The sequence below is a fragment of the Rhodococcus sp. BP-349 genome (assembly GCF_019835845.1).
Taxonomy (GTDB): Bacteria; Actinomycetota; Actinomycetes; order Mycobacteriales; family Mycobacteriaceae; genus Rhodococcoides.
On the sequence record NZ_JABUDR010000001.1, the window covers coordinates 541,320 to 566,350 of the forward strand.

Annotated in this window: 16 protein-coding genes; 6 read left to right on the forward strand and 10 right to left on the reverse strand. The window is 70.8% G+C overall.

Annotation, left to right across the window (positions count from 1 at the left end; all coding sequences use genetic code 11):
• Positions 1-418: 418 nt before the first annotated feature.
• Complete coding sequence (locus tag HQ325_RS02615) at positions 419-1,129, forward strand: ammonium transporter (protein WP_222626589.1); 711 nt, start codon at positions 419-421, stop codon at positions 1,127-1,129.
• A 68-nt stretch (positions 1,130-1,197) separates the two neighbouring features.
• Here the strand turns inward: HQ325_RS02615 and HQ325_RS02620 are convergent, their stop codons facing one another.
• From HQ325_RS02620 to HQ325_RS02645, 6 genes are all read right to left on the reverse strand, one after another.
• Positions 1,198-1,536 (reverse strand): hypothetical protein, encoded by a 339-nt coding sequence (locus HQ325_RS02620; RefSeq protein ID WP_308014229.1) that lies wholly within the window; start codon positions 1,534-1,536, stop codon positions 1,198-1,200.
• Between the two features lie 468 nt (positions 1,537-2,004).
• Positions 2,005-3,276 (reverse strand): S1 family peptidase, encoded by a 1,272-nt coding sequence (locus HQ325_RS02625; protein ID WP_261777893.1) that lies wholly within the window; start codon positions 3,274-3,276, stop codon positions 2,005-2,007.
• Between the two features lie 199 nt (positions 3,277-3,475).
• Positions 3,476-4,576 carry a hypothetical protein gene (locus HQ325_RS02630; protein ID WP_222626590.1) on the reverse strand — a complete coding sequence of 367 codons (1,101 nt, stop codon included), beginning with the start codon at positions 4,574-4,576 and terminating at the stop codon, positions 3,476-3,478.
• Between the two features lie 126 nt (positions 4,577-4,702).
• Positions 4,703-5,824, reverse strand: coding sequence for a hypothetical protein (locus HQ325_RS02635; RefSeq protein ID WP_222626591.1), 1,122 nt, complete (start codon positions 5,822-5,824; stop codon positions 4,703-4,705).
• A complete protein-coding gene (locus HQ325_RS22740) occupies positions 5,821-7,764 on the reverse strand; it encodes a LuxR C-terminal-related transcriptional regulator (protein ID WP_222626592.1) in 1,944 nt (647 codons plus the stop codon). The genes HQ325_RS02635 and HQ325_RS22740 overlap by 4 nt, the downstream gene beginning before the upstream one ends.
• Positions 7,761-9,629 (reverse strand): Hsp70 family protein, encoded by a 1,869-nt coding sequence (locus HQ325_RS02645; RefSeq protein ID WP_222626593.1) that lies wholly within the window; start codon positions 9,627-9,629, stop codon positions 7,761-7,763. The genes HQ325_RS22740 and HQ325_RS02645 overlap by 4 nt, the downstream gene beginning before the upstream one ends.
• 308 nt (positions 9,630-9,937) lie before the next feature.
• On the opposite strand from HQ325_RS02645, the gene HQ325_RS02650 reads away from it, so the two are divergent.
• From HQ325_RS02650 to HQ325_RS02660, 3 genes are all read left to right on the forward strand, one after another.
• Positions 9,938-15,607, forward strand: a complete 5,670-nt coding sequence (locus HQ325_RS02650) for an IniB N-terminal domain-containing protein (protein ID WP_222626594.1) — start codon at positions 9,938-9,940, stop codon at positions 15,605-15,607.
• Between the two features lie 147 nt (positions 15,608-15,754).
• The gene (locus HQ325_RS02655) at positions 15,755-17,650 is read left to right on the forward strand and encodes a dynamin family protein (protein WP_222626595.1); all 1,896 of its coding nucleotides are present in this window, start codon (positions 15,755-15,757) and stop codon (positions 17,648-17,650) included.
• Positions 17,647-19,116, forward strand: coding sequence for a dynamin family protein (locus HQ325_RS02660; RefSeq protein WP_222626596.1), 1,470 nt, complete (start codon positions 17,647-17,649; stop codon positions 19,114-19,116). The genes HQ325_RS02655 and HQ325_RS02660 overlap by 4 nt, the downstream gene beginning before the upstream one ends.
• 2 nt (positions 19,117-19,118) lie before the next feature.
• On the opposite strand, the gene HQ325_RS02665 is transcribed toward HQ325_RS02660, so the two are convergent.
• Complete coding sequence (locus HQ325_RS02665) at positions 19,119-19,604, reverse strand: hypothetical protein (RefSeq protein ID WP_222626597.1); 486 nt, start codon at positions 19,602-19,604, stop codon at positions 19,119-19,121.
• A gap of 253 nt (positions 19,605-19,857) precedes the next feature.
• Between HQ325_RS02665 and HQ325_RS02670 the strand changes: the two genes are divergently transcribed.
• A complete protein-coding gene (locus HQ325_RS02670) occupies positions 19,858-21,153 on the forward strand; it encodes a lipase family protein (protein WP_261777628.1) in 1,296 nt (431 codons plus the stop codon).
• Positions 21,154-21,177: 24 nt separating this feature from the next.
• On the opposite strand, the gene HQ325_RS02675 is transcribed toward HQ325_RS02670, so the two are convergent.
• On the reverse strand, positions 21,178-22,011 hold the full coding sequence (locus HQ325_RS02675) for a hypothetical protein (RefSeq protein WP_222626598.1): 834 nt from the start codon (positions 22,009-22,011) through the stop codon (positions 21,178-21,180).
• A 150-nt stretch (positions 22,012-22,161) separates the two neighbouring features.
• Here HQ325_RS02675 and HQ325_RS02680 point away from each other — a divergent pair, with 150 nt between their 5' ends.
• The gene (locus HQ325_RS02680) at positions 22,162-22,878 is read left to right on the forward strand and encodes an SDR family oxidoreductase (protein WP_222626599.1); all 717 of its coding nucleotides are present in this window, start codon (positions 22,162-22,164) and stop codon (positions 22,876-22,878) included.
• Positions 22,879-22,883: 5 nt separating this feature from the next.
• Here HQ325_RS02680 and HQ325_RS02685 read toward each other — a convergent pair whose 3' ends face one another.
• Entirely contained in the window at positions 22,884-24,011 is a 1,128-nt protein-coding gene (locus HQ325_RS02685) for an ABC transporter permease subunit (protein WP_308014230.1), read from the reverse strand.
• Position 24,012: 1 nt separating this feature from the next.
• Entirely contained in the window at positions 24,013-24,870 is an 858-nt protein-coding gene (locus tag HQ325_RS02690) for an ABC transporter ATP-binding protein (RefSeq protein ID WP_222626600.1), read from the reverse strand.
• Positions 24,871-25,031 lie beyond the last annotated feature (161 nt).

The window sequence follows — 25,031 nt, forward strand, 5'->3', positions numbered from 1 at the left end:
AGCCCGGGTGCATCTGTTCCACCCGAAGTTACCAGCCGGTAACCATCAAGATTCTACCGGTCGGTAACTTTGCGTGTCGGTCGACATCATCGCAGGTCGGACGGAGGGCTGGTCCGTCCCGCACAGGCGATCGGCCCTACCGTATTACGGCACAGCGACACGCCTTCCGCACAGGTATTCCTAACTTGCCTCACCGGTAACCTCGGGCCGCGGAGGAAGTTGCCCGTCATCGCGACCCTTTTGTTACTCTTCACGAGCCACCACGTCCGTGGGTCATGTCGCATCGTGGCTGTTCACACGGACAATTCTCGAACTCGAGCACCGGAAACGGACCTGATATTCGGTTGTGTCCCTGTCAACCGCTACAGTGCTCTCGTCGGGGTCCGACACCACGAACCTGAACGAACGGAACATCTAGATGAAACTGCGTCGACTCGTCGCAACCTCTGCGATCGCGATCGCCTCCCTGGGCGTGGCATCGGCTACTGCATACGCGCAGCCGGCCACCACCACTCCCTCCGCGACGACCACCGAGAGTGCTCCCGCGGAGAACTCCGAGCTGAACTGGGCATCGCGCGTCGAGGGCGGCAAAGTTGTCACCACCGTCGACGCCGGCATGTTCCGTGCATCGGACAACGGCAAGACCGTCGACCTGATCGACGAGGAGGGCAACACTCTCCTGAGCCTCCCGCTGTCGTTCAACCTCAACGGCGTCGAGTTCCCCTACGGTGTCGAGTACACCGACGAGGGCCGCACCGTGAAGCTCGTCCCGAACCTCGCAGCACCGATGGGCCTCGCCCCGAACGCGCTCGAGAACACGGTGGCATCGCCTGCCGAGAACACCGCTGCCGAGCAGTCCTTCGCCTCGCAGCTCGGTCTCGCCACCTCCATCGGCGGACTGACCGGCACCATCACCGGTGCAGGTATTGGTTGCATCATCGGCGGGGCTCCGATCGCGCTCGCGATCCCGGTTGCTCTCGCGACCTGCCTGGGCGGGGCAGTAGTAGGTGCCGGACTGGGTGGCGTCATCGGCACGATCACTGCGGGTGGACCGACCCTGGTCGTCGCCGGCATCGATCTGCTCAACACGTACAACGCGGCTCCGGGAACCTCGAAGTTCGCTCAGTAGGACTCACGACACGAAAGAAGGCCGCCACCCATCGGGTGGCGGCCTTCTTTCGTTCCAGGCGGAGTGGTTCAGAGCCAGGGAACGGCGGCGGCGAGGAAGATGTTACCCGCGATCACACCGACTGCTCCGGTGAGCAGTCCGATGACGGTGTCTGCGCGATCGGCATCGGGAACGCGGGTCGCCAGGACGCCGGCGACGAGCGCGGCGGTGCCCAACAGAACGCCGAAGCCGAAGCTCCAGAACGCCACCACCGACAGCGCGCCCAACAGCACGGAAGCGTCGGCGAGTCGGGGATCGCGGGCAACGGAACTCAGGGCCGCCCGAGCAGACGACATCTTTGCCGCCGTGTACATCGCGGCCGGGGACTGAGTCTCGCGGGGAAGTGACGAATCGGCGATGTCGGTCACAGCGATACCTCCTTCGGGGATCGGCCGAAGGTCATCGGGTATCGAACGCAGCGCAGCACAGCGGTACACCTCCTCGTGGGATGAACGGAACGGTCGACACTCGGACGTCACCGACGCTGGTGACGGAGTGGACTGCGCGTGTCCCACGATACCACTGTGACCAGAGTGCGTTACGTGACGGAATCCGAAAAGTGATGTGTCCGTGCCTTATTGATGCACCACCGCAATGGCAGCGGCCCCGTCGTCCGAAGACGACGGGGCCGCGACAGTGTGAAGAAGGGGACTGTCAGCTCCCGAAGGCGCCGGCATTCGTGACGATCCCGATGATGTATCCGAAGACGGTGAGAGCGAGCTGGAGGTATTCCATGTCGGGCCTTTCAAGAATGAAACGCACCCACTCGAGGCGCGGAGGCGCCTCGCCTCGACACGTGACATTACCGCATCAAGGAGACCGAACGTTGTGCTATCTCACGACGTGCGGACGGTCGTTCCGGTGGCCGCGGTGACGGCGTCGATGGGAATGCCCAGGCTGGCGGTTCCGCCGTACTGGGCGAGCGCCAGGTTGGCCTCGCCGCAGCTCGGAGCAGCGCCGCTGTTCGATCCGCTGGTGATGCCGAGTGCGAGTGTTCCGGTGACGATGGCTCCGCCGCTGTCACCGGCGAGAGTGCATGCAGTGCTGGCGAATCCGCGCACCGTGCGACTGTCGCCGTTGCCGAGGAAGAGCTGCGTCTCGACGCGGTCTGCAGCGACCAGACCGCAGGTGAAGGATGATGCCTGACCGGACTTGCACACCGGGGCGCCGATGACGGGCGAGGCCGTTCCGGTGATCGTGAGGGCGGTGCCGTTGGCTCCGCGCACGGTGGGCTGATCGAGACCCGCGGCCACGCCGGCACCGTTCAGAGCGATGACGGAGTAGTCGAGACCGTCGCCGCTGCCGACGCTCGACGCGGTGAAATCGCCGACAGGGGTACTGGCACGGATGTCGTCGCGATTCGGCAGGTACACCGAGGCGGAGTTGCCTGGATCACAGTGTCCCGCAGACAGACTGACCGGCGTACCGGCACCGTCGGTGGCGCTGAACCCGAACGAGCAGATCTCGATGTCCTCGAGCGGAGCAGTGGCGATGTCGCCGGCGGACGTGACGTAGTCGTCGCCGCCCATCACGGCAGGCGGAGGCGTCGGACCGGGAGCGGGTGGGGACAGCTGCACCTGGAGGTTGGCGATGGCGGTCGGCAGATTCAGTGCGCGCCCGATCGGACTGTTGGCGATGTCGACGATCACCCGTCCGCCGAGCACGTCGACAGCCGCCGAGTTGATCTGTGACGAGATCTCGCGGGGCAGACCCGACACCCAGCGCCCGACGTCGTCGAGGGACTGCTCGAGCGTGTCCGCCGACACGGGCGACTGGCGGCTGCGGTAGCCGTCCCGAGCCACCTGGCTGGCGGCCTCGGTGGTGGTGACCGCGACGACGGGGACGCCGTCGTCACCGATCCAGGCGCCCGCGAAGTCCGCCGGCCGCTGCTGGCGGAAGTCGTCGGCGTAGGTACGAAGCTTCTGTGCCTCGGCAGCCCGGTCGAGGTACTCCTGCGGCGACATGTGCAGATCGCGCTGCACGGCGTCGACCAACTCGGACGGGAGGCGGTCCGCGGACAGCTGCGTCGGAGTTGTCGTCGCGGGTGCCGCGCTCGCAACGCCGGTGCCGAGGGCCAGGGACAGCAACGACGCGCCCATCACCCCCATCACTCGTGCGCTGCGAGAGGCGCCGCTCGACTCGGAGTGACTCTGGCCCGTGGCCGTGATGGCCGCCGAGTTACGCAAGAAGTTCCCTTCGCAGTGGTGACAGTCCGTGGCCCGTCGGGTCCGCACATGGTTCGCAGAGGTACCGATGCCAGCGCACAGGATAGGGCATCATCCTGAGTGTTTCCGGCGTCGGAAACGGTCAGCGAGGGTTCACGGGCAGCGGGCGCCCGAACCGTGACGCAGCGTCGGATGGCGTCGTGGACGCCGGCGTAACGACGGCGCTGCTGGTCGTGGTCGCCGGGGGGCTGGTTACGACGGTCGGCGGCGTCACCTCGGGGAACGACGGGAATTCGGGGAAGTCGATGTCCGGTGGCGCGAACGGGAACCGGTCCGTCGGGAGCCCGAGACCGGTGCTCGGTCCCGCCGCGGCGGTAGGGGGTGCGGGCGGCACGACGGGGTCGGGCGTGTCGATCTCCGGAGCCGGTATCTCCTCCGCCTGGGCGGGGGCCTGCTCCTCGACGGGCGGCGGCGCGGAAGACGTCGTGGTGCTCTCCAGCGGCGACGTCACCACCGGAGCCGACGGCGTGATCGCCTGCTGCGAGTTCAGCGGGGCGACCGAGCTGGAATCGAGGTCGCGGGTGCCCACGGCGCCGCCGACGGCGAGAAAGGCGAGTGCCACCGCCGCGACCGAGACCGCCGCGCGAGTGGGCGTCCTGCGATGGGTTCGAGTGCGGCCGGTCCTTCCGGTGGCCGAGTCCGACACCATCGCGGCAAATGCCTTGTCCGAGGCCGCCGAGGTGGACGGCGACGATCGATGCGGAGCTGCAGCGCGCACGGCCGTCGCCGGATCCTCGGACGTCGCGGGGGACACCGAACAGTGGTCGAGTCCCACGTAGTCGAGAGCGTCGCGCAGTGCGGCGATCGAGTCGGCCGACAACCCCGCGGGGTGGAGCAGCGTGCACCGCGCGTCGGCGGGCAGGGAGTAGAGCTCCGACACCATGGCCGTCAGGGCGTGGACGAACCCGGCGACGAGATCCTCGGCGCGCACCACGCGCCCGTCGGCCATGCCGAGACCGCGAGGGTCGCCCACCGCGTACAGAAACCCGCGAACACCCTGGTGGGAGTCGTCGAGGCGAACGCGCCCATCGGGGTCCAGACGCACCGCCGTCGCGCACTCGAACAGCTCGGTACCACCGTCGATGTCGACCGACACGGCAGTCTCGGCATCGGTCAGCGCCATCACGAGGTGGATCGTCGTGTCGAACTGTGGGCTGTCGAACCCCTGGCTGCGCGCGCTCATTCGGACTCGACCCCCTCGGCGAGTTGCGGACACGGTGCCACGTCGACCGCAGGCACCCGTCCGATCACCGTACCGGTCGTCACGGTCATGGGGTACCTGTTGAGCTCCGCCCCTGAGCAGGGGGACCTACGTCGCGGGCGTGGCCGCGGGGGAGGCCCCGGCCGACTCGCCCGGTACCGCGGGCGTGCCGGGAGTGTCCGGAGTGTCCGGAATGTCGCGGTCCGGATCCGTTCCCTCCGCGGAGTCGGCAGGCTCCTCGACGACGACGACGGGCGGGTCGCTGGGCACGGGCTCGGGTGCCGGTTCGGGTGCCGGCGCCGGGGCAGGAGCGGGCGCGGGTGCGGGCTCGGGGTCCGGTGCGCGCGGGGGCAATGTCGTGGTGATCCGAGCAGGTGCACGTGTGGCCTCGACGGGCGCGGGCGCGCCGGGGACGACGGTGGGGAAGCCGATGCTGGTCGACGGAGTGGAACGCACCGCCGTCGTCGTGCGGGCTGTCGCACCGGCGGCGTCCTCGACGGCCGGCACCGCCGTGTGGACCGTCCGATCGGACGCCAGGTAGGCGATGCCGCCGCCGACGACCAGGAGAGTCGCGACGGCGGCCGCCACGAGCAGGGCGAGGGGTCCGCCCGGCCTCGATGTCGATGCGTTCCCGTTTCCGGCCCTCGATGCGGTGGCCGTCGCGAGCAGCGGCGCGCCCGAGGTCGGCGCGAGCCCGGCGGCGGCACGTGCGGCGGCCGCGGCGGCTGCCAGCCGTTCCTCCGATGCTCCGAGAGTGGCGTGGGCGTCGTCCGACTCGGGATGCAGCGTCAGCGCGGTGAGCCCGACGAAGTCGAGCGCGTCTCGCAGCGCGGCGATGCGATCGGGTGACCAGTCGGCCGGGTGGGCAGCGCCGGCGGTGAGGGTGCGGACGTCCTCGTCGGCGTCGACGGCCTCGCTCAGCAGCAGGAACATCATGGTCGCGACGAGGTCCTCGGCGCGCATGGGCACGCCGTGCGAGGAGACCACACCGGACGGTTCGGCGACGCGGGCCATGAAGCGATCGACGACGTCGATGTCCGCCGTCAGGGCGTCGGGGCGGTGCAGGGTCGTCGTGCCGTCGGGCAGGAGATAGAGGACCGTCTCGGCCGTCGCCGGCACGCGGACCAGTTCACCCGAGGTCGTCGACACCACGACGGCCGTCGACGTCAGATCGGTGATGTGGATCCCGGCGGCTCGGGTGATCGATGCGGCGTCGTGCCCGGTGTTCATGCGTGTACCCGTCGTTCCTTGTTCTGTGCGTAGCCGGCCGCGCGGAGCATCGACAGCATCTGCGAGCGCGACTGCGCTCCCAGACGTCGGCGGATCCGTGCGACATGGTGCTCGACCGTCTTGGCCGAGATGTACATCTGGGCGCCGATCTCGCGATAGGTCAGGCCCAGTACGAGATGATGCGCCACCTCCGCCTCGCGCTCGGTCAGCGACCCCAGCGATGCGGAACCGGGCTCGGTGGGCTCGGCCGTCGCCGCGACGGCACCGATGTCGCGGGCGATCTGCAGAAGGGCGGTGGCATCGCGGGTGTCGGCAACGCGCAGGGCGGCATCGCTGGCGAGTCGTGCTGCGTCCCAAGCGTGCCCGAACTTCTCGAGGGTGCGCGCGGAGGTCTCGACCTCGGCGACATCGGGCTCACCCTGCAGGACGCGGAGCCATGCCTTGCCCGCGGACGCGAGCGCTGCGGCATGGGGGCTGCGGTCCGCGAACGAGCCGAGTGCGCGAGCGTGGGGCAGCAGATCGGCCGGCGCTCCGCCGAGGATCGCGGCCTGCACGCCGTACCAGTGCCAGGTGGCCGCCCAGGTCGGTGGTTCGCCGAGCGAGGCGACCAGCGCGGTGGCGGCGGAGACGGAGTGCGCGATGCGGGCCGTGTCCCCGAGACGCACTGCCGCGAGCCACAGTTCGCCGAGCGGGACGAGCGAGAAGAGATCGGGCTCGGCCTCCGCGACCGTGCGCCGGGCCTCCTGCCACGCGGACATGAGGGCACCGGTGTCGCCGCGTCGGCGGGCGCTGGCCACTCGAAGAGCGAAGTAGGACAGGGCGTCTCGTTGGGGGAGCGTGGCCGGGTCGACGCCCGAGGTGGGATCGGCACCCGTGTCGCCGGCCACGAGTGCCGACCAGGCGAGCAGCAGACGGCACCGCGTGGACACCGCGCACCCCGGATCCGCGGCGATGGTCTCGGTCAGCACCGCTCGGGCAGTGGCCGGGTCGCCGGTGTGCAGAGCGATCAGTGCCACGATCACCGCGGGATGCTCCGGTTCGGCCCTGGCGCCCACCGCGGTGTCGGCCATCGATGCAGCGCGCAGCAGGGAACCCGTTGCGACGGTAGCGGGTTCGGTCAGCGAGTCGAGGAGTCCGCGGGCCACGAGCGTCGAGCGGGCGTTCGCCGACGTGGGAGGGACGGGGCGGAGGCCGCCGTGCGCGCGGACGAACGTCGCGGCACACGCGGCGTCCCCCACGGCGAGAAGAGCCGTCACCGCGTATGCGGAGTCCGGTCCGATGCGTTCCGGCCCGAGCCACCGGTAGAGGTCGGCAGCGTGTGACGCGGTGCCGCGCATCAGTGCGATCGTCGACGCGACGCGAACGGCTCCGCGTACTCCGTCGGGTGACGGCGCCTCGGCAGACAGCACCGCGTCCACCGTGAGCGCCGCGGTGTCCAGGTCGCCGCTCGCGAGCAGGGCATCGGCGTGGGGCACGGAGATGTCCGTGCCCTGCGCGCCCGCGGCTGCGGCCGCATCCCAGAGTCGGCGGGCGGCCAGACGGTCTGCGGTGGAGGCCAAGTGGACGAGGTGCTCCGCGAGATCCGGATCGCGCAGACCCGCGTCCGCGAGCGACACGGCGAGATCCCCACCGAGGCCGCCTCGGTCGAGGTGCACCCGTGCGAGTCTGCGCAGGACGCCGAGCATCCCGTGCTCGCCCATCACCACGCGCAGCGCATCGCGTGCGGAGTCCGACAGCAGACCCTCGTCGGACAGGACACCGCACTCCCGCGTGCGCTCCACGGCGGCGACGGCCTCGGGCATCGCGACGTCGGCGACATCGGCGACGAGGTACGGATCCGGAGCCAGACCGACCGACGCGAGCGTCACCACCACCAGGGCGGCGTGATCGTGCGCGGACAGCAGAGCGTCGAGAGCCGACCGCTCGTCGGGCGAAGTCACTTGCCTGTCAAGCCACTCGTCAGACCGCCGACGGTGTTGCCGAGCCCGTTGACGACGCCGCCCGTGGCGTTGCCGAGACCGCCCACGGCTCCGCCGACCACGTTGCCGAGGCCATCTGTGACTCCGCCGACGATGCCCGACCCCGGGAGCGGGTTGGACGGCAGCGACGGGGCCGGCAGGGCCGGCGCCTGCGGCACCTGGGCCGACGGCACACTGGGAGCGGTGAACTGCGGACCCTGCACATTAGGTACCGCAGCATTCGGCGCGGTGGCGCCCGGTACTGCGGCCGATCCGGTCGTGCCGGGCGAGGTCGCCCCGGGAGTTGCAGCACCCGGCGCGGCGGCACCGCTGGTCGGCGCTCCCGCGGATCCGGTGGTGCGCGGCTGACCGGTCACGGGGTCGACGCCGGCCACGGCGGTGGTCGGGGTCGCGCTCACGGAACCGTCCGCGGCGGCCGGGGCCACCGCGCTGCTGGTGGAGGGGCCGGTGTTCTCCGACGATCCGCCGACGAGGCCGGTGCCGACGGAGAGACCACCCGCGGCCAGCAGGATCACGGCAGCAGCGACGCCGCCGATGACGGCCGTGCGCTTGCCGCGCGACGGGGCCTCCTTGGCGTGTGCCGAGCGGGACACCGGTGCGGGCGTGGAGGTTCGAGCCGAGGCGGGGCGCTCGGTGACCGGTGGGAGGAGATCGGTCTCGTCGTCGTCGAGGGTGGAGCCGACGCCGGCGAGTGCAGCGGCGCCCGGACGGTTCAGTTCCGCTCCGGCCGACGCGATGTCGGCGGCCAGCAGTGCGGCTCCGGTCGCGGCGGTGGCCGCGGGCTGCTCGCCGACGGTCACCGGCTTGCGCAGCGCGGACGACACGGTCTCGGTGAGCATGGGGATCGAGGCGCCGCCGCCGACCAGGAGCACACGATCCACCGCGTCGCCGTCGACACCTGCGGTGCGCAGCGCCTCACCGAGCACGCGGGTGACGTCGTCGAACGTCTCGCGCAGCAGTTCCTCGATCTCCGAGCGCACCAGTCGCACGTCGGTGTCGATGCCGGGCAGGTGTACCGGGACGACCGTCTCGGTGTCGGAGGACAGTGCTTCCTTGGCCGTCGCGCAGTGCGCGCGCAGCGTGGTGAGGGCCTCGACCGTCGCGGGATCGAAGGGATCGAGCGACGAGGAGTCGACGTTGTCGAGCACGTACGCCAACACGACCTGGTCGATGTGAGCGCCGCTGACGTCCTCGCTGCGCGCGCCGCGTCCGAGGATCGCCGAGTCGGCTCCCGTGCGTACGACCGACACGGTCAGAGCGCTCGCACCCAGGTCCGCGACCAGCACGACGCCGTCCGCCACCGCGTCCGGCGACTGTTGCATCCATGCCGTCGCGGCGAGAGCGTCGGGAACGAAGGTGACGTCGGTGAGGCCGTGGCGGGCAGCCGCGTTGCGGAGCCGGTCCACCGTGTACTCGGGCCACGACGTCGGGTAGGTCACCACGATCGCGGCGTCGTCCTCGGCGCCGGCCGTGCGTGCCTCGCGAACGAGGCAGTCCAGCGTCGTCGCGTAGAGCTCGTCGCCGGTGTAGCTGCGTCCGTCCTCGGTGACCAGCGCGACCGGGTCACCGACGCGACCGGCGAAACCGGTCAGCGCGGTGGTGTCGACGACGCCCGGCGCGGCCAGGGCCGGTTCGCGATCGGGTGTGACCGACAGTGCGGTGGACCGCACGACGGTGACGGCGTCGCCGACGTGTCCCGGACCGTCCACGGCGACCGCCGTCGAGGTGCTCGAGCCGACGTCCAGTCCCAGACCTGATGACCGTCCCTGATCCGTTGCCATGGCGCCGACTCCGTTTCCGTGCTCGTCGATATCCGTGCTCGTCAATGCTGTGTCGGACCTGCTGTCGGGCACGTCGCCGTGACGCCGTAGCTGTCCACCGGCACTGTCGTCCCGATGGTCTGTTTCGTTACAGATCACAAGACTAGAGCGGTCCCATCCCCTATGCCCCCTAGTCGCCCCGATCTGCCCCGGGGCGACCCCCGGGGTGCAGGAAGGGGGATGCGCCCCGTTGGGACACGTCACTACTCGACCTAGTTTTGATCTCAACGTGCCGAGACAGTCGGCCCGACCACCTCGACGCCTGCACACACACCGTCTGCCGACACCGGTTCACACACACCCAGGAGATCCCGATGGCCACGAACGCCGTACTCGACTTCATCCTCAGCCTTCTTCGCGACGACAAGGCCGCTGCTGCCTACTGCGCGAACCCCCAGGCCTCGCTGGACGCTGCCGGCCTGCCCGACGTGTGCCACGCCGACATCGTGGCCGTGGCGCCCATGGTCGCCGAGTCCGGACTGTTCGCCGGCGGATCGCGCCTCGCCTCCATCGTGAACGCGGGCAGCTCCTCGAACGTCGTGAATGCGGGCAGCGTGAACAACAGCACCGTCTTCGGCGGCAACACCGTCACCGTCGGTGGCCCCACGTTCGGCAGCAACGCGGTGAACTTCGGAAACAACAACAACAACGGGAATTTCAGCAACAACAACTTCGGTGGCAACAACTTCGGGGGCTTCGACCTCGGCGGCATCAACTTCAGCCCGACCCTCATCGGTGGCGGCCTGGCGATCGGCAGCATCGGCAACATCGGCAACCTGAATCTCGGTGATCTGGATCTGAGCGGCCTCAACCTGGCCTCGCTCGACCTCAGCGGCCTGAACCTGGCCTCGCTCGACCTCGGCGGAATCGGCGACATCGACCTGCTCGGCGGACTCGACCTCAGCCTCATCGACCTGGGCGACCTCGACATCGCGGGCCAGTTCACCACCGTCCTCGCCCTCGTCCTCGCCAACGGACTCTCCCTCGGTGGCGACCTCGCCGCCGAGTTCGGCGCCGCACTGGGCGCGGCGTTCGACGCCTTCCTCGCCCTCGGCGGCGTCCTCGACCTCGACACGCTGGTCGACCTCAGCGCCACCCTGGCCGGTGCGCTCACCGCAGCGCTCGGCCTCGGCGTGGGTGCCGGAGCCCAGCTCACAGCCGCTCTCGACGCCGTCGCCGGTCTCGACCTCGACGCCGTCGTCGGTCTGTCCGGCGTTCTCTCGAACGCACTCTCGGTGGGCGGTGTGCTCGGCGCGAACGTCGGCGCCGCACTCGGTGGCGTGCTCGGCGCAGCGGTCACCGCCGGTGGCTCGCTCGGCGCCGATCTGGCCGCCGCCCTCACCGCCGGACTCGATGTCGCCGGATCGCTCGGTGTCGTCCTCGGTGGCGCACTCGGCGTCACCACCGACATCACCGCCGCTCTCTCGGGTGCTCTCGCCGCAGCCGTCGACGTCGCCGGCGACCTCGGCGCGACGCTGACCGCCATCCTCGACCCCACCATCGTCGCTGCCCTCGCCGGCACGTTGACCACCGAGCTCTCCGCAGCTCTCGGTGCGGCACTGGCAGCGGGCGGCGACGTCGCCGGTGAGTTCGGTGCCTCCCTCGGCGCGCTCCTCGGAGCCGTCACCGGCCTGTCCGGCGCTCTCGATCTCGACGCACTCCTCGGCGTCGGCGGCACCCTCGGCGCGACCCTGGCGGGTGTCCTCGGCCTCGGCGGCGGTATCGGTGCACAGCTCGGCGCCGCGCTCGACGGTGTCCTGGGACTGGCCGGCGACCTGGATCTGGCCGCAGCCCTGGCCGGCGGAGCCGACATCGCTGCCACGCTCGGTGCCACTCTCTCCACTGCCCTCAGCGGCGTGCTCGTCGCCGGTGGCACCGTCGCCGGAACGCTCGGCGCAGCCTTCGGTGCCGCGCTCGGCGGCATCCTGGGCGCCGATCTCGGTGCGCAGCTGGTCGGCCTGCTGGCCGGTGAGCTGGACCTCGGTGCGGCACTGGCCACCATCGTCGACGGCGCTCTCGGCCTCGGCGGCCTGCTGGACATCGGCGCTCTCGCCGATCTCGGTGCCCTGCTCGACGTCGACGGCGCACTCGGCCTCGGTGCCGGTGTCCTGGCCACGCTCGGCGGTTCCCTCGAGGCTCTTCTCGGCGCGGGCGGCCTGCTCGGTGGCGATCTGACCGCACTGCTCGGTGCCGATCTCGGTGCCCAGCTCGCTGCCGCGCTGGCCGGTGCGCTCGCGGTCGGCGGCGACCTGGGCGGCGACTTCGGACTCGCACTCGGCGGCGTGCTCGCCGGACTCGTGGACGTCGCGGGCGGTCTCGACATCGACGCGGTGGGCGGACTCGGTGCCACGCTCGCCGCAGCTCTGACCGGCGCCCTCGGTGTCGGCGCAGGGCTCACCGGTGGACTCGCAGCGGGCCTGACCGCGCAGCTCGGTGCCGCTCTCGAGGGCGTCCTCGGCCTGGCCGGCGATCTGGACCTGCTCGGCGGGCTCGGTGCGCTGGGCGACCTGAACGTCCTGGGCGACCTGAACGTCCTGGGCGACCTGAACGTGCTGAACGACCTCAGCGTCCTCGGCGACCTGGACCTCGCGGCCACCCTCGGTACCGCACTCTCCGGAGCTCTCGCTGCCGGCGGCGTGGTGGCGGCCAACCTCGGTGCCACGCTCGGCGCGGCCCTCGGCGGTGTCCTCTCCGGTGACCTCGGCGCCGAGCTCGTCGGCCTGCTCGCCGGTGGCCTGGACCTCGGAGCCGGCCTCACGACGGTGCTGGGCGGTGTCCTCGATCCCTCCGGCGCCCTCGGCCTCGGCGGCGACCTCGTCGCCACGCTCGGCACCTCGCTCGCGGCCGTGCTCGGTGCGGGCGGTCTGCTCGACGCCGATCTCGCCGGCCTGCTGACCGGCGGCCTCGCCGCGCAGCTCTCCGCCGCACTCGCGACGGCTCTCGCGGCCGGCGGCGACGTGGCGGCGAACGTGGGCCTGGCCCTGGGCGACGTGCTCGGCACGGTCACCGCGGGTCTGGACCTGGACGGCGTCCTCGGCGCCGATCTGGCGGCGGCGCTCACCGCAGCCCTCGGCCTCGACGGCGACCTGACCGGTGGACTCACCGCGCAGCTCGCCGGCGCTCTCGACGCCGCACTCGGTGTCGTCGGCGGCGCCGACATCACCGCTGCACTCGCGGGCGCACTCGCCGCGGGTGGCGACGTCGCCGCAGGACTGGGCGCGACACTCGGCACCACCCTCGCTGCCGTGCTCGGCGCCGACCTCGGCGCCCAGCTCACCGGACTGCTGGCAGGCGGCGCCGATCTCGGCACCGCACTGACCGCCGTCCTGGGCGGCGCACTCGACCTCGACGGCGTCTTCGGCATCGGTGCCGACGCGGCCGCCGGTCTGGTCGGCACGCTCGGCACCACGCTCGCTGCCGCACTGAACGTCGGCGGCCTGACCGACGTCGACCTCACGGCACTGCTCGGCGGCGACCTCACCGCCGTCCTGGGTGCCGCACTCTCCGGCGCCCTGGGTGCCGGCGGCGTGCTGGGTGGCGACCTCGGCCTCGCACTCGGCGGGCTCGTAGGAGCAGCCACCGACCTCACGGCAGGCGCCGATCTCGGACTGGTTCTCGCCGGCGCCCTGGGTGTCACCGGTGACGCCGCCGCCACGCTCTCGGGCGCACTCGACGCGATGCTGGGAGCTGCGGGCGGTCTCGACCTCACCGCGATCCTCGGTGCCGACGCGGACGTCGCCGCCACCGTCGGAGCCGCGCTCAGCGCAGCACTGGCGGCCGGTGGCCCGCTGGCCGCGAATGTGGGCGCCGCCCTCGGCGGCGTGCTCGGGACCGCCCTGTCGGGCGACCTCGGCGCACAGCTCGCAGGTCTGCTGGGCGGCGGCGTCGATCTGGACGCCGCACTCGGCACGGTCCTCGGCGGTGCACTCGGACTCGGCGGGCTGGTCGATCTCGACGGGCTCGCGAATCTGGACGGGCTCGGAGCCGTCGGCGGCCTGCTCGACGCAGACCTGCTGGGTGGCCTGACCGGAGCACTGGACACCGACATCCTCGGTGCGCTCGCCGGCTCGCTCGGTGCCGCCCTCGGCGCCGGCGGCCTGCTGACCGGTGACCTGCAGGCACTGCTCGGCGGCGATGTGGCAGCGCAGCTGTCCACCGCCCTCGGCGTGGCTCTCGGCCTCGGCGGCAGCGCTGCCGGTGACCTCGGACTCGCCCTCGGCGGCGTGCTCTCCGGCGTCACCGACCTGACTTCGGGTGCCGATCTGGGCGCCGCCGTCACCGCTGCTCTCGGCATCACCGGTGAAGGTGCGGCCACCCTGGCCGGCGCCCTGAACGCGGCGCTCGGACTCGGCGGGGCGCTCGATCTCGACGGCTTGGTCGGCGGGGATCTCGCCACGACGGTCGGCGCTGCACTCGGCGGTGCTCTGGCCGCCGGCGGCGACGTCGCCGCCACGGTCGGCGCCACCCTCGGTGCCGCTCTCGGCGGCTCCCTGACCGGCGATCTGCAGGCCCAGCTCGGTGCACTGCTGGCCGGTGGGCTCGACCTCGACGCCGCGCTCGGCACGGTGCTCGGTGCGGCTCCGGATCTCGATCTGGACGCCGACCTCGCCGGGATGCTCGGCGGCGCTGTCTCGACCGGCCTCGGCCTGGTCGCGGGGGTCGGCCTGCCCGACACGGACCTGCCGGATCTGACGGGCAGCCTGGCCGCGGCTCTGGGACTGGGCGGCGCAGCCGCAGCAGGACTGGGAACCGCACTGGGCACGGTGCTCGGCGGCACGGTGCTCGCCGATCTGGACGCGAACGGACTGCTCGAGGGCGACCTGGGCGGCATCGTCTCCGCCGCACTTGGTGACGCATTGAACGTCGGCGGTGTCCTCGACCTGGAGACCGACCCGGTCGGTCAGTTCGGCGCCGCGCTCAACGGAGCACTCGGCCTCGTCGGCGGCGTGGACACCGGCGCACTGGGCGATCTGCCCGCGACCCTGACCGCAGCATTCGGTGTCGGTGGCACGGCAGGTGCCGAGCTCGGGGGCACCCTCGGAGCACTGCTGGACATCGCCGGCGGTGGCGATCCGGTGGAGTCCATCGGTGCGGCTCTCGGAGCCACGGGCGATCTCACGACGATGCTCGACGCCGCTCTCGACACGGCGGTCTCCGCCGGCGGTGCGCTCGGCGGCGAGGGTCTGCCGATCAGCGGACTGCTCGACGCGAACACCGGCCTCGACGGCAGCCTCAGCGCGCTGACCACCCTCACCGGTGGCCTCGGCGCGGTGGGTGCGGTCGCCGGTGGACTGGACGGCACCCTCACCGGCGTCGGCGGCGCGATCACCGACCCCGACGCGGTCACCGGTGCGGTGGCGAGCCTGGGCGGCGGTCTCGCCAACGGACTCGGACTCGGCCTCTCCAGCGTCACGCAGGGCGGGCTCGACCTGGGCTCCGAGCTGCAGGGTGGCCTGACCGGCGCGGCGACCGGAACGGGCGGTGTCTTCGGCGGCTTCGAGATCTCGCCCGACGGCGAGGTCACCGGCGGACTGGACAACACGTCCCAGTTCACCGGCGCACTCGACGGCGGACTCGACGCCACCGCGAACGCGGTGGGCCAGTTCCAGAACTCCACCGACGCGGTGCTCGGCGGCGTCACCGGAGCGACCGACGGTCTCGGCCTGAGCGCCGTCACCGACGTGACCGGCGACGCACTCGGTGCCGTGACGACGGACGGCGGCATCGGTGGCGACATCGCCGGCGAGGCGACCTCCTGGCAGGACGTCGACGCCGAGGGTGCCTTCGACGGCCCCGCGGCGGCCCTCGGCGGTGTCGGTGACGGCCTCACCGACACGGTCTCCGGACTCGGCGGCGGACTCACGGGCGGTCTGACCGACGGCCTGTCGAACACCCTCGGCGGCGGACTGGGCTCCGCGGACGACGGCCTCGACACCGGCGCTGTGGACGATGACAACGCGGCCGACGCGGGGGACGTCAACTGATCACCCGCACGCTGTAACACCGACGACCCCGTACGCGCTTATGCGTACGGGGTCGTCGGCGCTTACCGTGAGGGTCACACCTGTTCGATTTGGTGACCACTCACAGACGCGCTCGACCCGTTGCCACCGCAGACAGATCGGGACCACATGCAGAACGACGCTTCACCCGCCGTGCAGACCGGTGCCGGGAAGACCCCCGCACCGACGCAGGCGACGCAGCTGGCCGAACTCTTGTCCCGGATGGGCGAGGTGGCGTCCGGCGCCGGACGCCGCGACCTTCTCGACAGGCTGACGGCGGCGCGTGAGCGCGTGCTCGATCCACGCCTGCGCATCGTCGTGGTCGGACCGCTCAAGCAGGGCAAGAGTCAGTTCGTGAACTCGCTGCTGGGCCTCGACGTGTGCTCGGTCGGTGACGACGAGACCACCGCGGTGCCCACGATGGTCGCGTACTCGGAAACCGAGCGAGCGGAACTGGTGGTCGGCGAGATCGGGGCCGACCCGGTGCGCATCGACATCCCCATGGCGGACATCCACGCCGTCACACCGACCGATCCGCGTGCGGAGGGTCGCGAGATCCTGCGTCTGGAGATCTCGGTGCCCAGCCCGCTGCTGAAGGACGGCCTCGTCGTCATCGACACCCCGGGCGTGGGCGGCCACGGCAACCCGCACGCCAACAGCACCCTGGGTCTGGTCACGTCGGCGGATGCCGTTCTGGTGCTGTCCGATTCGAGCCAGGAATTCACCGAGCCCGAGGTCGCCTTCCTGCGCCAGGTGGTGACGCTCAGTCCAGCGGTCGCCTGCCTGGTGACCAAGACCGACCTGTACCCGCACTGGCGCCGCATCGTCGAGGCCGATCGCGGGCACCTCGCGCGGCAGGGCATCGACGTCCCGCTGATGCCGATCTCGTCGATGCTCCGCTCGCACGCGCTGCGGCTGAAGGACGACTCGCTCGACAAGGAGGCCGGCTTTCCGGCGCTCTACGACTTCCTCCGTGGTGTGGTGCAGCGTGCGGACACCACCACCCGCAAGGCCGTCGCACTCGACGTCCGATCGGTGTCCGAGCACCTCGCCCTCGCCCTGGGCAGTGAACTGGCGGCACTCCGTGATCCGGAGACCGCCGCCGCAGCGGTGGCCGGTCTGCAGCAGGCGCGAGCCAATGCCGAGGACATGCAGAAACGCAGTAGCCGGTGGCAGCAGACGCTCAACGACGGCATCACCGACCTCGCCGCCGACATCGACCACGACCTGCGAGACCGGCTGCGCGTCATCACCCGTGAGGCGGAGGAGGCGGTCGACGGGGGAGACCCCGGCAAGGACTGGCCGCGCATCGGCGAGTGGCTCGAGGACCAGATCGCGTCTGCGGTGGGGGACAACTTCGTCTGGGCACACGAGCGCTCCCTGTGGCTCGCCGAGACGGTCGCCCGGCACTTCGCCGAGACGGCCGACGCGCACATCCCGGCGATGAACATCGCGAACGTCGACGGCGTCATGGATCCGGTGACGTCACTGGGGGACCTCGAGTCCGGACGAATGGGCATCACCTCGAAGGTGCTCGTCGGCATGCGCGGCTCCTACGGCGGCGTGCTCATGTTCGGTCTCATCACCACGATGATGGGTCTGGCGCTGCTGAATCCGATCTCGCTCGGCGCCGGAGTCCTGTTGGGCAGCAAGGCATACAAGGACGACAAGGAGGCCCGCGTGCTCAAGCGGCGGGCCGACGCGAAGGTCGCCATCCGCAAGTTCACCGACGACGTCAGCTTCCAGGTGGGCAAGGAGTCCAAGGACCGCCTGCGGCTCGTCCAGCGCCAGCTCCGTGACCACTTCACCGACATGGCCGATCAGACGGTGCGCTCGGTGAGCGACTCGCTGCGGGCCGCGCAGGAAGCGGCGACCGGCGCCTCGTCCGAGCGTGCCGCGCGCACAGCCGAACTGGAGCAGTCACTGAAGAAGATCTCCGCACTGCGCAGCATCGCCCAGAAGCTCGACCCCGAGGCTGTCGAGGCCGCTCGCGCGGACCGCACGGAGATCGGCACCGGCTCGTGAGCGTCACTCTCGACCGGGCGCGCGAACTCGTCGCGGCGGCGCAGGCGGAGTACGTGCGTGAGCCGGATGTCCGGGATGCACTGCGGGTCTGCGCGGACCGGCTCGACGAGCCCCTGCGCGTCGCGCTCGCCGGATCGCTCAAGGCCGGCAAGTCGACGCTCCTGAACGCGCTCGTCGGACAGGACATCGCCCCCACCGACGCGACCGAGTGCACCCGCGTCGTCACGTGGTACCGACGCGGGACGTCTCCGTCCGTGACGGCCCGGTACGACGGCGATCGCTCGATGAGCATCCCGGTGTTGCGTCGCGGGGGTCGACTCTCGTTCGATTTCGGCGATCTCACGGCCGACCGCGTCGATCGCCTCGATGTGGAGTGGCCGGCCCGAACTCTGGCGCGCAACACCATCATCGACACCCCCGGAACGTCGTCGCTGTCTCTGGACGTCTCCGAGCGGACGCTGTCGATGTTGACGCCCGAGGACTCCGCGTCCGGCGCCGATGCCGTCGTCTATCTCCTGCGCACCCTGAGCGCGTCCGACACGTCGTTCCTCACCCGCATCAACGACGCGGTCGGCGGCGACTCCGGCCCCCTCGGTGTGGTCGGTGTGGTCTCGCGCGCCGACGAGGTGGGCGCGGGTCGCATGGACGCGATGATGTCGGCGAAGGAAGTGGCGTCGCGCTTCGCGGTGGAGCTCGAGAAGACCGGTCTGTGCCAGGCCGTCGTGCCCGTCGCCGGTCTGCTGGCCCTCGGGGCACGGACGTTGCGGCAGAGCGAGTTCGGAGCGCTCGTCGCGTTGGCCGACGCGCCGCCCGACGACCTCCAATTGGCGATGCTGTCCGCGGACCGCTTCTCCCGGCCGGACATGCCCCTGCCCGTCGATGCGGAGACCCGCGCCGGACTCGTGGATCGGTTCGGGCTCTTCGGTATCAGAATGGCGGTGACGCTGGTGCGCATGGGTACGCGTGACTCTCCCTCGCTCGCCAAGGAACTCGTCGAGCGCAGTGGGCTCGAGGAGCTACGGCACATCATCGACGTGCAGTTCGGTGAGCGAGCCGACCAGCTCAAGGCGCACTCGGCCCTCGTCGCTCTCGACCGAGTGCTGCGTGCGTCCCCGGCCGCAGGCTCGCGCGCCATCATCGACGAGGTGGGATCGACCCTCGCCGACGTCCACGGTTTCAAGGAACTGCGCCTGCTCGGCCAGCTACGAGCTCGGGAGGTACGCCTGCCCGAGCCGGAGAAGGCAGAGCTCAGCCGTCTCGTGGGAGCGCAGGGCATCGAGACGACCACGCGGTTGGGGCTCGATCCCGACGACTCGGTGGAACTGCAGCGCAAGACGGCCTTCGATGCGATCCGGCGATGGCGTTCGCGTGCGTCCCATCCGTTGCTCGACCGTTTCACGGCGAGGGCGTGCGACATCGCCGCGCGCAGTGCCGAGGGCATCCTCGCGGAGCTCGACCGCCGCTGAGGTCAGCGCCGGACGGGAGCGGCCGCGAGCCACCGCCCGACCGACGGCAGGAACAGCGGAGCGGTGCCCAGCAGAGCCAGGGCCGTGACCACGAACGGCGCGTACGTCGTGGGTTGCGTCAACGCGTCGGAGGTCGCGATCCAGAACGCGACCGACCCCGCGGCCGCGACGATGCCGACCACGGTCAGAGTGGACCGGCCGGTGGTGCGTCGGCCGCGGACCTGCAGGATGCCGGCCAGGCCGACCAGCAGAACCACGGCGCCGACGGCGGCACCGGCGACGAGCGTGATGAGGACCGTCGAGTCGATGTCCTCCGCCGAGGTGCCGGGCGCGTCGGCGGAGAGGACGTCGGCGAGGCGCGTCCGCAGTCCCCGATGGTCGAGCCCCAGCACCGCGCCGGTGGCCGCCAGGACGACGAGGCACAGGCCCCACAGGACGACGGCGACATCCACGACGCGGGGGCGCTCGTCGGGAACCGGCTCTCGCATGGGCGTCACATTCACCGACGGGCGGGGCGGCTTCGGGGGTTGCGAGCCTTCGACACTGTCCGACGCGTTCATGGCTTCAGGCTAGAGGGTCCGATTCGACCGGGAATGGTTGTGGCCGCGCCCGGGGGTGTGTCCGTGCGGGCATGACCGTGCACGAAGTCCGCGCACGGGGTCACACCGGCTTCTCCGAAGTGGGCCGCATCACTTACGGTCAGGGCGGTAGTGGGCCCGCCAGGGCCCCGTTGTCGATGGGATGAATGTGCGAAAACTGCGGTCTGCCGGCGTCGGTCTGGTGATGTGTCTCGGTCTGTTCGGCGCGGTGGTGCCCACGGCGACCGCCGAACCTCCCGGCCCTGCCTCGAGCTTCTACACCCCGCCCTCGCCTCTCCCCGCCGGCGCCGACGGCGATCTCATCCGCACCGGACCGTCGAATCTCGCTCTGTCGCTTCCGTTGCCTCAGGGCCCGATCCCCGGTACCGCGACGCGTCTGATGTATCGGTCGCAGGACGCGAACGACGCACCGGTCGCCGTCACGGGCACCTACATCGACCCGTCGGCCGAGTGGACCGGCCCCGGTCCGCGCCCGCTCGTGGTCATCGCCCCGGGCACGCACGGTCAGGGTGATCAGTGCGCTCCGTCGCACCAGCTCAACAACGTCCTCACTTACACCCCCGTGCTGGGTCTCATGGTCGAGTACGAACTGCTCTCCACCTACGCACTGCTCTCCCGCGGCTACGGCGTCGTCATCACCGACTACGACGGACTCGGCACACCGGGGGCGCACACCTACGTCAACCGCGCCGCCGAGGCGCACGCTGTTCTCGACGCGGCGCGCGCCGCTCAGCAGCTCGGCAACACCAAGATCAGTGGCGACGGACCCGTCGGACTGTGGGGCTACTCGCAGGGCGGCGGCGCTGTCGCCGCGGCCGTCGAGCTGGCACCCGAGTACGCACCGGAGCTCGACCTGAAGGGCACCTACGCCGGTGCCCCCGTCGCCGATCTCGCCGCGACGCTGGCCCAGGTCGACGGCACCATCCTCACCGGTGTCATCGGCTACACCCTGAACGGTCTGCGTCGGTCGGACCCCGAGTTGGGTCCGATCATCGACGCGTCGACCAACCCGGCCGGCAAGGCCGCGCTGGCGGCACTCGAGAATCAGTGCGTCGTGGAGAGTGCACTCACCGTGGGCTTCCACCGCACCAACGAGTGGATCACCACCGGCGAATCGCTGTCGGACTACCTGAAGCGCATTCCCGAGGCGCAAGCGGTGCTCGCCGAGAACAAGATCGGTAACCGGACGCCCACGTCGCCCGTCTACATCGACACCGGCACCGGTGACGACATCGTGCCGCACGGCCAGGCGGTCGATCTCGCCGCGACCTGGTGCGGGAAGGGCTCGAACGTCCAGCTGAACACACAGCAGCTGCCGTTCTTCCTCCCCGGACTCGCGCTCGGCCACGTCCTGCCCGACTTCATCGGACTCGGGGCCGGCACCAACTGGCTCGACGCCCGGTTCCGCGACGTCCCCACAGCGGGCAACTGCGCCTGACCCGTCACCGCCGAAGCGCCTCGATCACAGTCGATCGAGGCGCTTCGTCGCGTTCCGGACCCTCGAGGTCGACGCGTCCTTCTCCGACGCTGCCGCGGACCGTGCATCCTGGGCCGCGTCCAGGTCCTGGCGTGCCTTCTCGAGTTGCTCGGTGAGGGCGTCGACCGACTTCTGCAGCTCGTCGACGCGATGGTCGGTCTTCTCCAGCGACTCGGTCGCTTCCTGGAGCACCGCCTCGGCGTCGTCGAGTTCGGCCTGTGCGCGGGCTCGCCGCTCTTCCATCTCCCGTTCGGCCGTGTCGTCGGGTGCGGGTTCCGGTTCTTTCGCGGGTTCGGGATCGACGGACACCAGCCCCATCGGGCCGAACCCGCTGTACTCGGCGGCCCCCAGCATCCGGCCGCGCCGCACCTCGTCGGCGATGTCCGCATCGGACAGCGCCGCATTCAGGCTCTGCGTCACCTCGCGCCCGACGTCCTCGCCGATCGGGTGACCGCGATCCTCCGCGATCTCCGCAGCCCGGCTCGCCAGCGCGCGCACCGCGCGTTGCCGCTGCTTCGTCAACGTGCGGAGGGTGGCACCCGACGGTCGACCGGCCGGCCTCCGGCCTTCCCGCAGATGTTGCTGCGCCTCACGAAGTGCTTCGCCGAGGTCGAGCAGGTCTGTGACGTCGTCCTCCGCGTCGCGCACCGTCACGTTCAGCACCCACCCGACGATCGTCGGTTTGCGCAGCGCACCGATCTGCTTGGCCAGGTCCTTGTCGCCGTCGGAACGCGCCTGCTTCTGCCGGGCGGTGCGCGCGGCGACGAAGTCGGACGGGTCCAGCCCGTACAGCTCGTCGGCCACCTCGTCGAACGTCATGCCGGTCGATTATGCCGCGTCCTCCTGCCATAAAAGTTGCAGATGGTAAGTCTCCGAACTATCGATGGCGCGACGGGATGAAGCCGACCGGGCTCGGCGCTGCACCTGTCGTGGCCGCGAGAGGCGCGGCCGCAGAAGGGACACACCGTCATGAGCACCCTGCAGAACGCCCGCATCCTTCTCGTCGGCGGCTCGTCGGGCATCGCGCGGCGCATCGCCGAGGACGCCCTCGCGGCCGGCGCCGAGGTCGTGCTCGGGGGACGGCGGCCCGACACGCTCGCCGACACAGTCGCCGAACTCGGCTCGGGCGCCTCGGCGGTCCACCTCGACCTCGACGACGAGTCCTCCATCGCCGACGCCGTCACCACGCTCGGACCTCTCGATCACGTCGTGTCGCTCGCGGCGAACCACGCCAACGGTCCGGTCGCAGACCTCGACCGCGCCGCCGTCGAGGGCGCGTTCGCAGCCAAGGTCGTCGGACCCATCCTGCTGGCCAAGCACTTCGCGCCCGTCTTGCGTGACGGCGGCTCGTTCGTCTTCTTCTCCGGTGTCGCCGCGTGGAAGCCGGCGCCCGGCCTCGCGGTGATGGCCACGGCCAACGGTGCCGTCGCGTTTCTCGCCGAGGCGTTGGCCGTCGAACTGGCTCCGCTGCGGGTCAACGCGGTCTCACCCGGCATCGTCGACTCGGGTGCGTGGGACGGTATGGGAGACGGGAAGAGGGCGATGTTCGACGCGACGGCTGCCTCCAATCCCGCACGGCGCGTGGGCCGCCCGGAGGACGTGTCGGCAGCGGTGCTGCTCGCCCTGACCAACACCTTCGTCACCGGAACCACCCTCCACGTCGACGGGGGTGGACGGCTGAGCTGAGCGCCTCAGGCGATCCGCACGCCCCTCGGCAAGGTGCGGGCCGGAACGCGGAGTCGCCGCGCGGCGACCGTGAGTCCGAGAGCTCCCAGGATGACATTGACGGCCAGCCCGAGGTACCAACTGTCGCCGACCTTTCCGGATTCGAACGCGACCTGCTCGTCGTAGAAGCTGCGGTTCGAGGCGCTCACGCGGTAGGTCGACACGGTGTCCGCGCAGGTCGGCTCCGTCAGGTACGGGCCCGTGCGCGCCGTCGAGAGCGTCTCGGCTATCGGGCGCGCCACGCTGGGATCGGGTGGCCGCTCGTCCGACATCCAGACACGTACGCTCGGATTGTCATGTGCGGCCACCACATCCGGGAGAATGAGAAACGGGTTGGGCGCCAACAGCCACCAGATACGCTCGGTGTGCTCGTAGGAGCGCACCGTGGCCACGTCGCGACAGTCCGGAACGGTGTCGAACGAATCGTCCACGTACGTGTACTCGGCGCCCACCACCTCGTGGTCCTCCGCCGTGGTCGAGTAGAGCAGGCCGAACAGTGCCGGGAGGCCCAACACCAGGAAGAACACGGTGGCCTGCGTCAGGACGGCCGAACCTGCCGGCCGAGCGGTCAGGGCGGAGTACCCCAGCCCGATCCCGCAGTAGCACAGGAAGATCAGGCAGAGAACGATCACGCCCAGCACCGAGGTGCCGATGCCGTAGGGCGCGGCGACGATGCCCCACACCAGGTACGGCGACGCCACGGCGACGAGGGCAAGGCAGGACACCCACGACCCGAGAAGTTTGCCGACGGCCAACTGCCAGTGGCTGATCGGCGTCGCCTGCACCACGGCGAGCGTCGCGTCTTTGCGGTCACCGTTGATCGACGTCGCCGTGAGGGTGGGGGCGAGGACCACGCCGAGGAACAGCTCGACTCCCAGTACGACCGCGTAGAGATTGCGCGCCCAGCCGTCGTAGTTCGCATCGGCCTCGTCCACCGACAGTGCCAGATACATCGACCCGAACACGGCCAGCGACATGACTGTGAACGTGACGGCCAGGGTGATGCGCCACCGGGTGGTGCGCAGTCGCTGCCGGAGTTCGAGGCCGATCAGTACGCCGACCACCGACCACCAGCTGCTCATCCGTGCCGCCACGTCAGGTCCTGTCCGCGTCGAGTGCGAGGTACGCGTCCTCGAGTTCCGAGTCCACCCGGGCGAACTCGGCGACGAGCACTCCCGAGTCGACGACAGTGCGCAGGTGTCGCGCCGCGGCTTCCTCGTCGGGGAAGCGCAGGACGTCGGCCGACGTCGCGGGCCTGCCCACCTCGCGCAGCCGCCACGATCGTTCGGTCGCGGGCGCCGACTCCCGCGTGCGCCCGTCCGTCATGACGAGCACGTCGTCCACCATCTCCGACAGTTCGGTGAGGATGTGGCTCGACACCAACACTGCGCATCCGCTCGCAGCGAGGCGGCGGACCTCGTCGCGCAGTTCCACCCGCGATCGTGGGTCCATGCCGGACGCCGGTTCGTCGAGCAGCAGGATGCGCGGTCGGTGGACCAGAGCGCGGGCGAACCCGAGCCGCTGCTTCTGTCCGCGGGACAACTCGTGCGCGGGTCGGTCGGCGCGATCGTCGAGGTGGACCTGCTGCAGCAGTTCGGCGGCGCGGGCACGGGCGTCCTGCGACGACAGTCCGTGCAACCGCCCGAATGTCGAGAGGATCTCGGTCGCGGTGAGGCTGTCCCAGGTGCCGAACACGTCGGGCATCCAGCCGACGGCCCGGCGAAGAGCGACCGTGTCGACGGGAGCCCCGTCGAGTTCGAGCGTGCCCGAATCTGGTGCCAGCAGCCCGGCGAGCATGAGCAGCAGGGTCGTCTTTCCCGCGCCGTTCGGCCCGACCAGGCCGGTGACCGTGCCGGGAGCGAGCGTCACGTCGGCGTGCGCGACGGCAGTGTGTCCGCCGAAGGTTCGGGTGAGGCCGCGTGCCGTCAGGGTCGTGCCGGGAACCGGTGACATGCCGTGGACCTTAACCGTCGGACGCGCGTGTTCCGCCACACTCTCGCGTCGAATTCCGCGGATCCGCAGAAATCCTCGCGATCCGGTGGGTTCACACGCACCGACCGTGCGCGAGAGCCCCCAACGCGCTGTCGGAGGCGGGATCCCGTCGATCCGGTCGA

Excerpts from the sequence above, each read along its gene's own strand:
- HQ325_RS02615 (WP_222626589.1), top strand. The coding sequence starts at position 419 with ATGAAACTGCGTCGACTCGTCGCAACCTCTGCGATCGCGATCGCCTCC.
- HQ325_RS02625 (WP_261777893.1), bottom strand. The coding sequence starts at position 3,276 with ATGGGGGTGATGGGCGCGTCGTTGCTGTCCCTGGCCCTCGGCACCGGC.
- HQ325_RS02630 (WP_222626590.1), bottom strand. The coding sequence starts at position 4,576 with ATGAGCGCGCGCAGCCAGGGGTTCGACAGCCCACAGTTCGACACGACG.
- HQ325_RS02635 (WP_222626591.1), bottom strand. The coding sequence starts at position 5,824 with ATGAACACCGGGCACGACGCCGCATCGATCACCCGAGCCGCCGGGATC.
- HQ325_RS02650 (WP_222626594.1), top strand. The coding sequence starts at position 9,938 with ATGGCCACGAACGCCGTACTCGACTTCATCCTCAGCCTTCTTCGCGAC.
- HQ325_RS02655 (WP_222626595.1), top strand. The coding sequence starts at position 15,755 with ATGCAGAACGACGCTTCACCCGCCGTGCAGACCGGTGCCGGGAAGACC.
- HQ325_RS02665 (WP_222626597.1), bottom strand. The coding sequence starts at position 19,604 with ATGCGAGAGCCGGTTCCCGACGAGCGCCCCCGCGTCGTGGATGTCGCC.
- HQ325_RS02670 (WP_261777628.1), top strand. The coding sequence starts at position 19,858 with ATGAATGTGCGAAAACTGCGGTCTGCCGGCGTCGGTCTGGTGATGTGT.
- HQ325_RS02675 (WP_222626598.1), bottom strand. The coding sequence starts at position 22,011 with ATGACGTTCGACGAGGTGGCCGACGAGCTGTACGGGCTGGACCCGTCC.
- HQ325_RS02680 (WP_222626599.1), top strand. The coding sequence starts at position 22,162 with ATGAGCACCCTGCAGAACGCCCGCATCCTTCTCGTCGGCGGCTCGTCG.
- HQ325_RS02690 (WP_222626600.1), bottom strand. The coding sequence starts at position 24,870 with ATGTCACCGGTTCCCGGCACGACCCTGACGGCACGCGGCCTCACCCGA.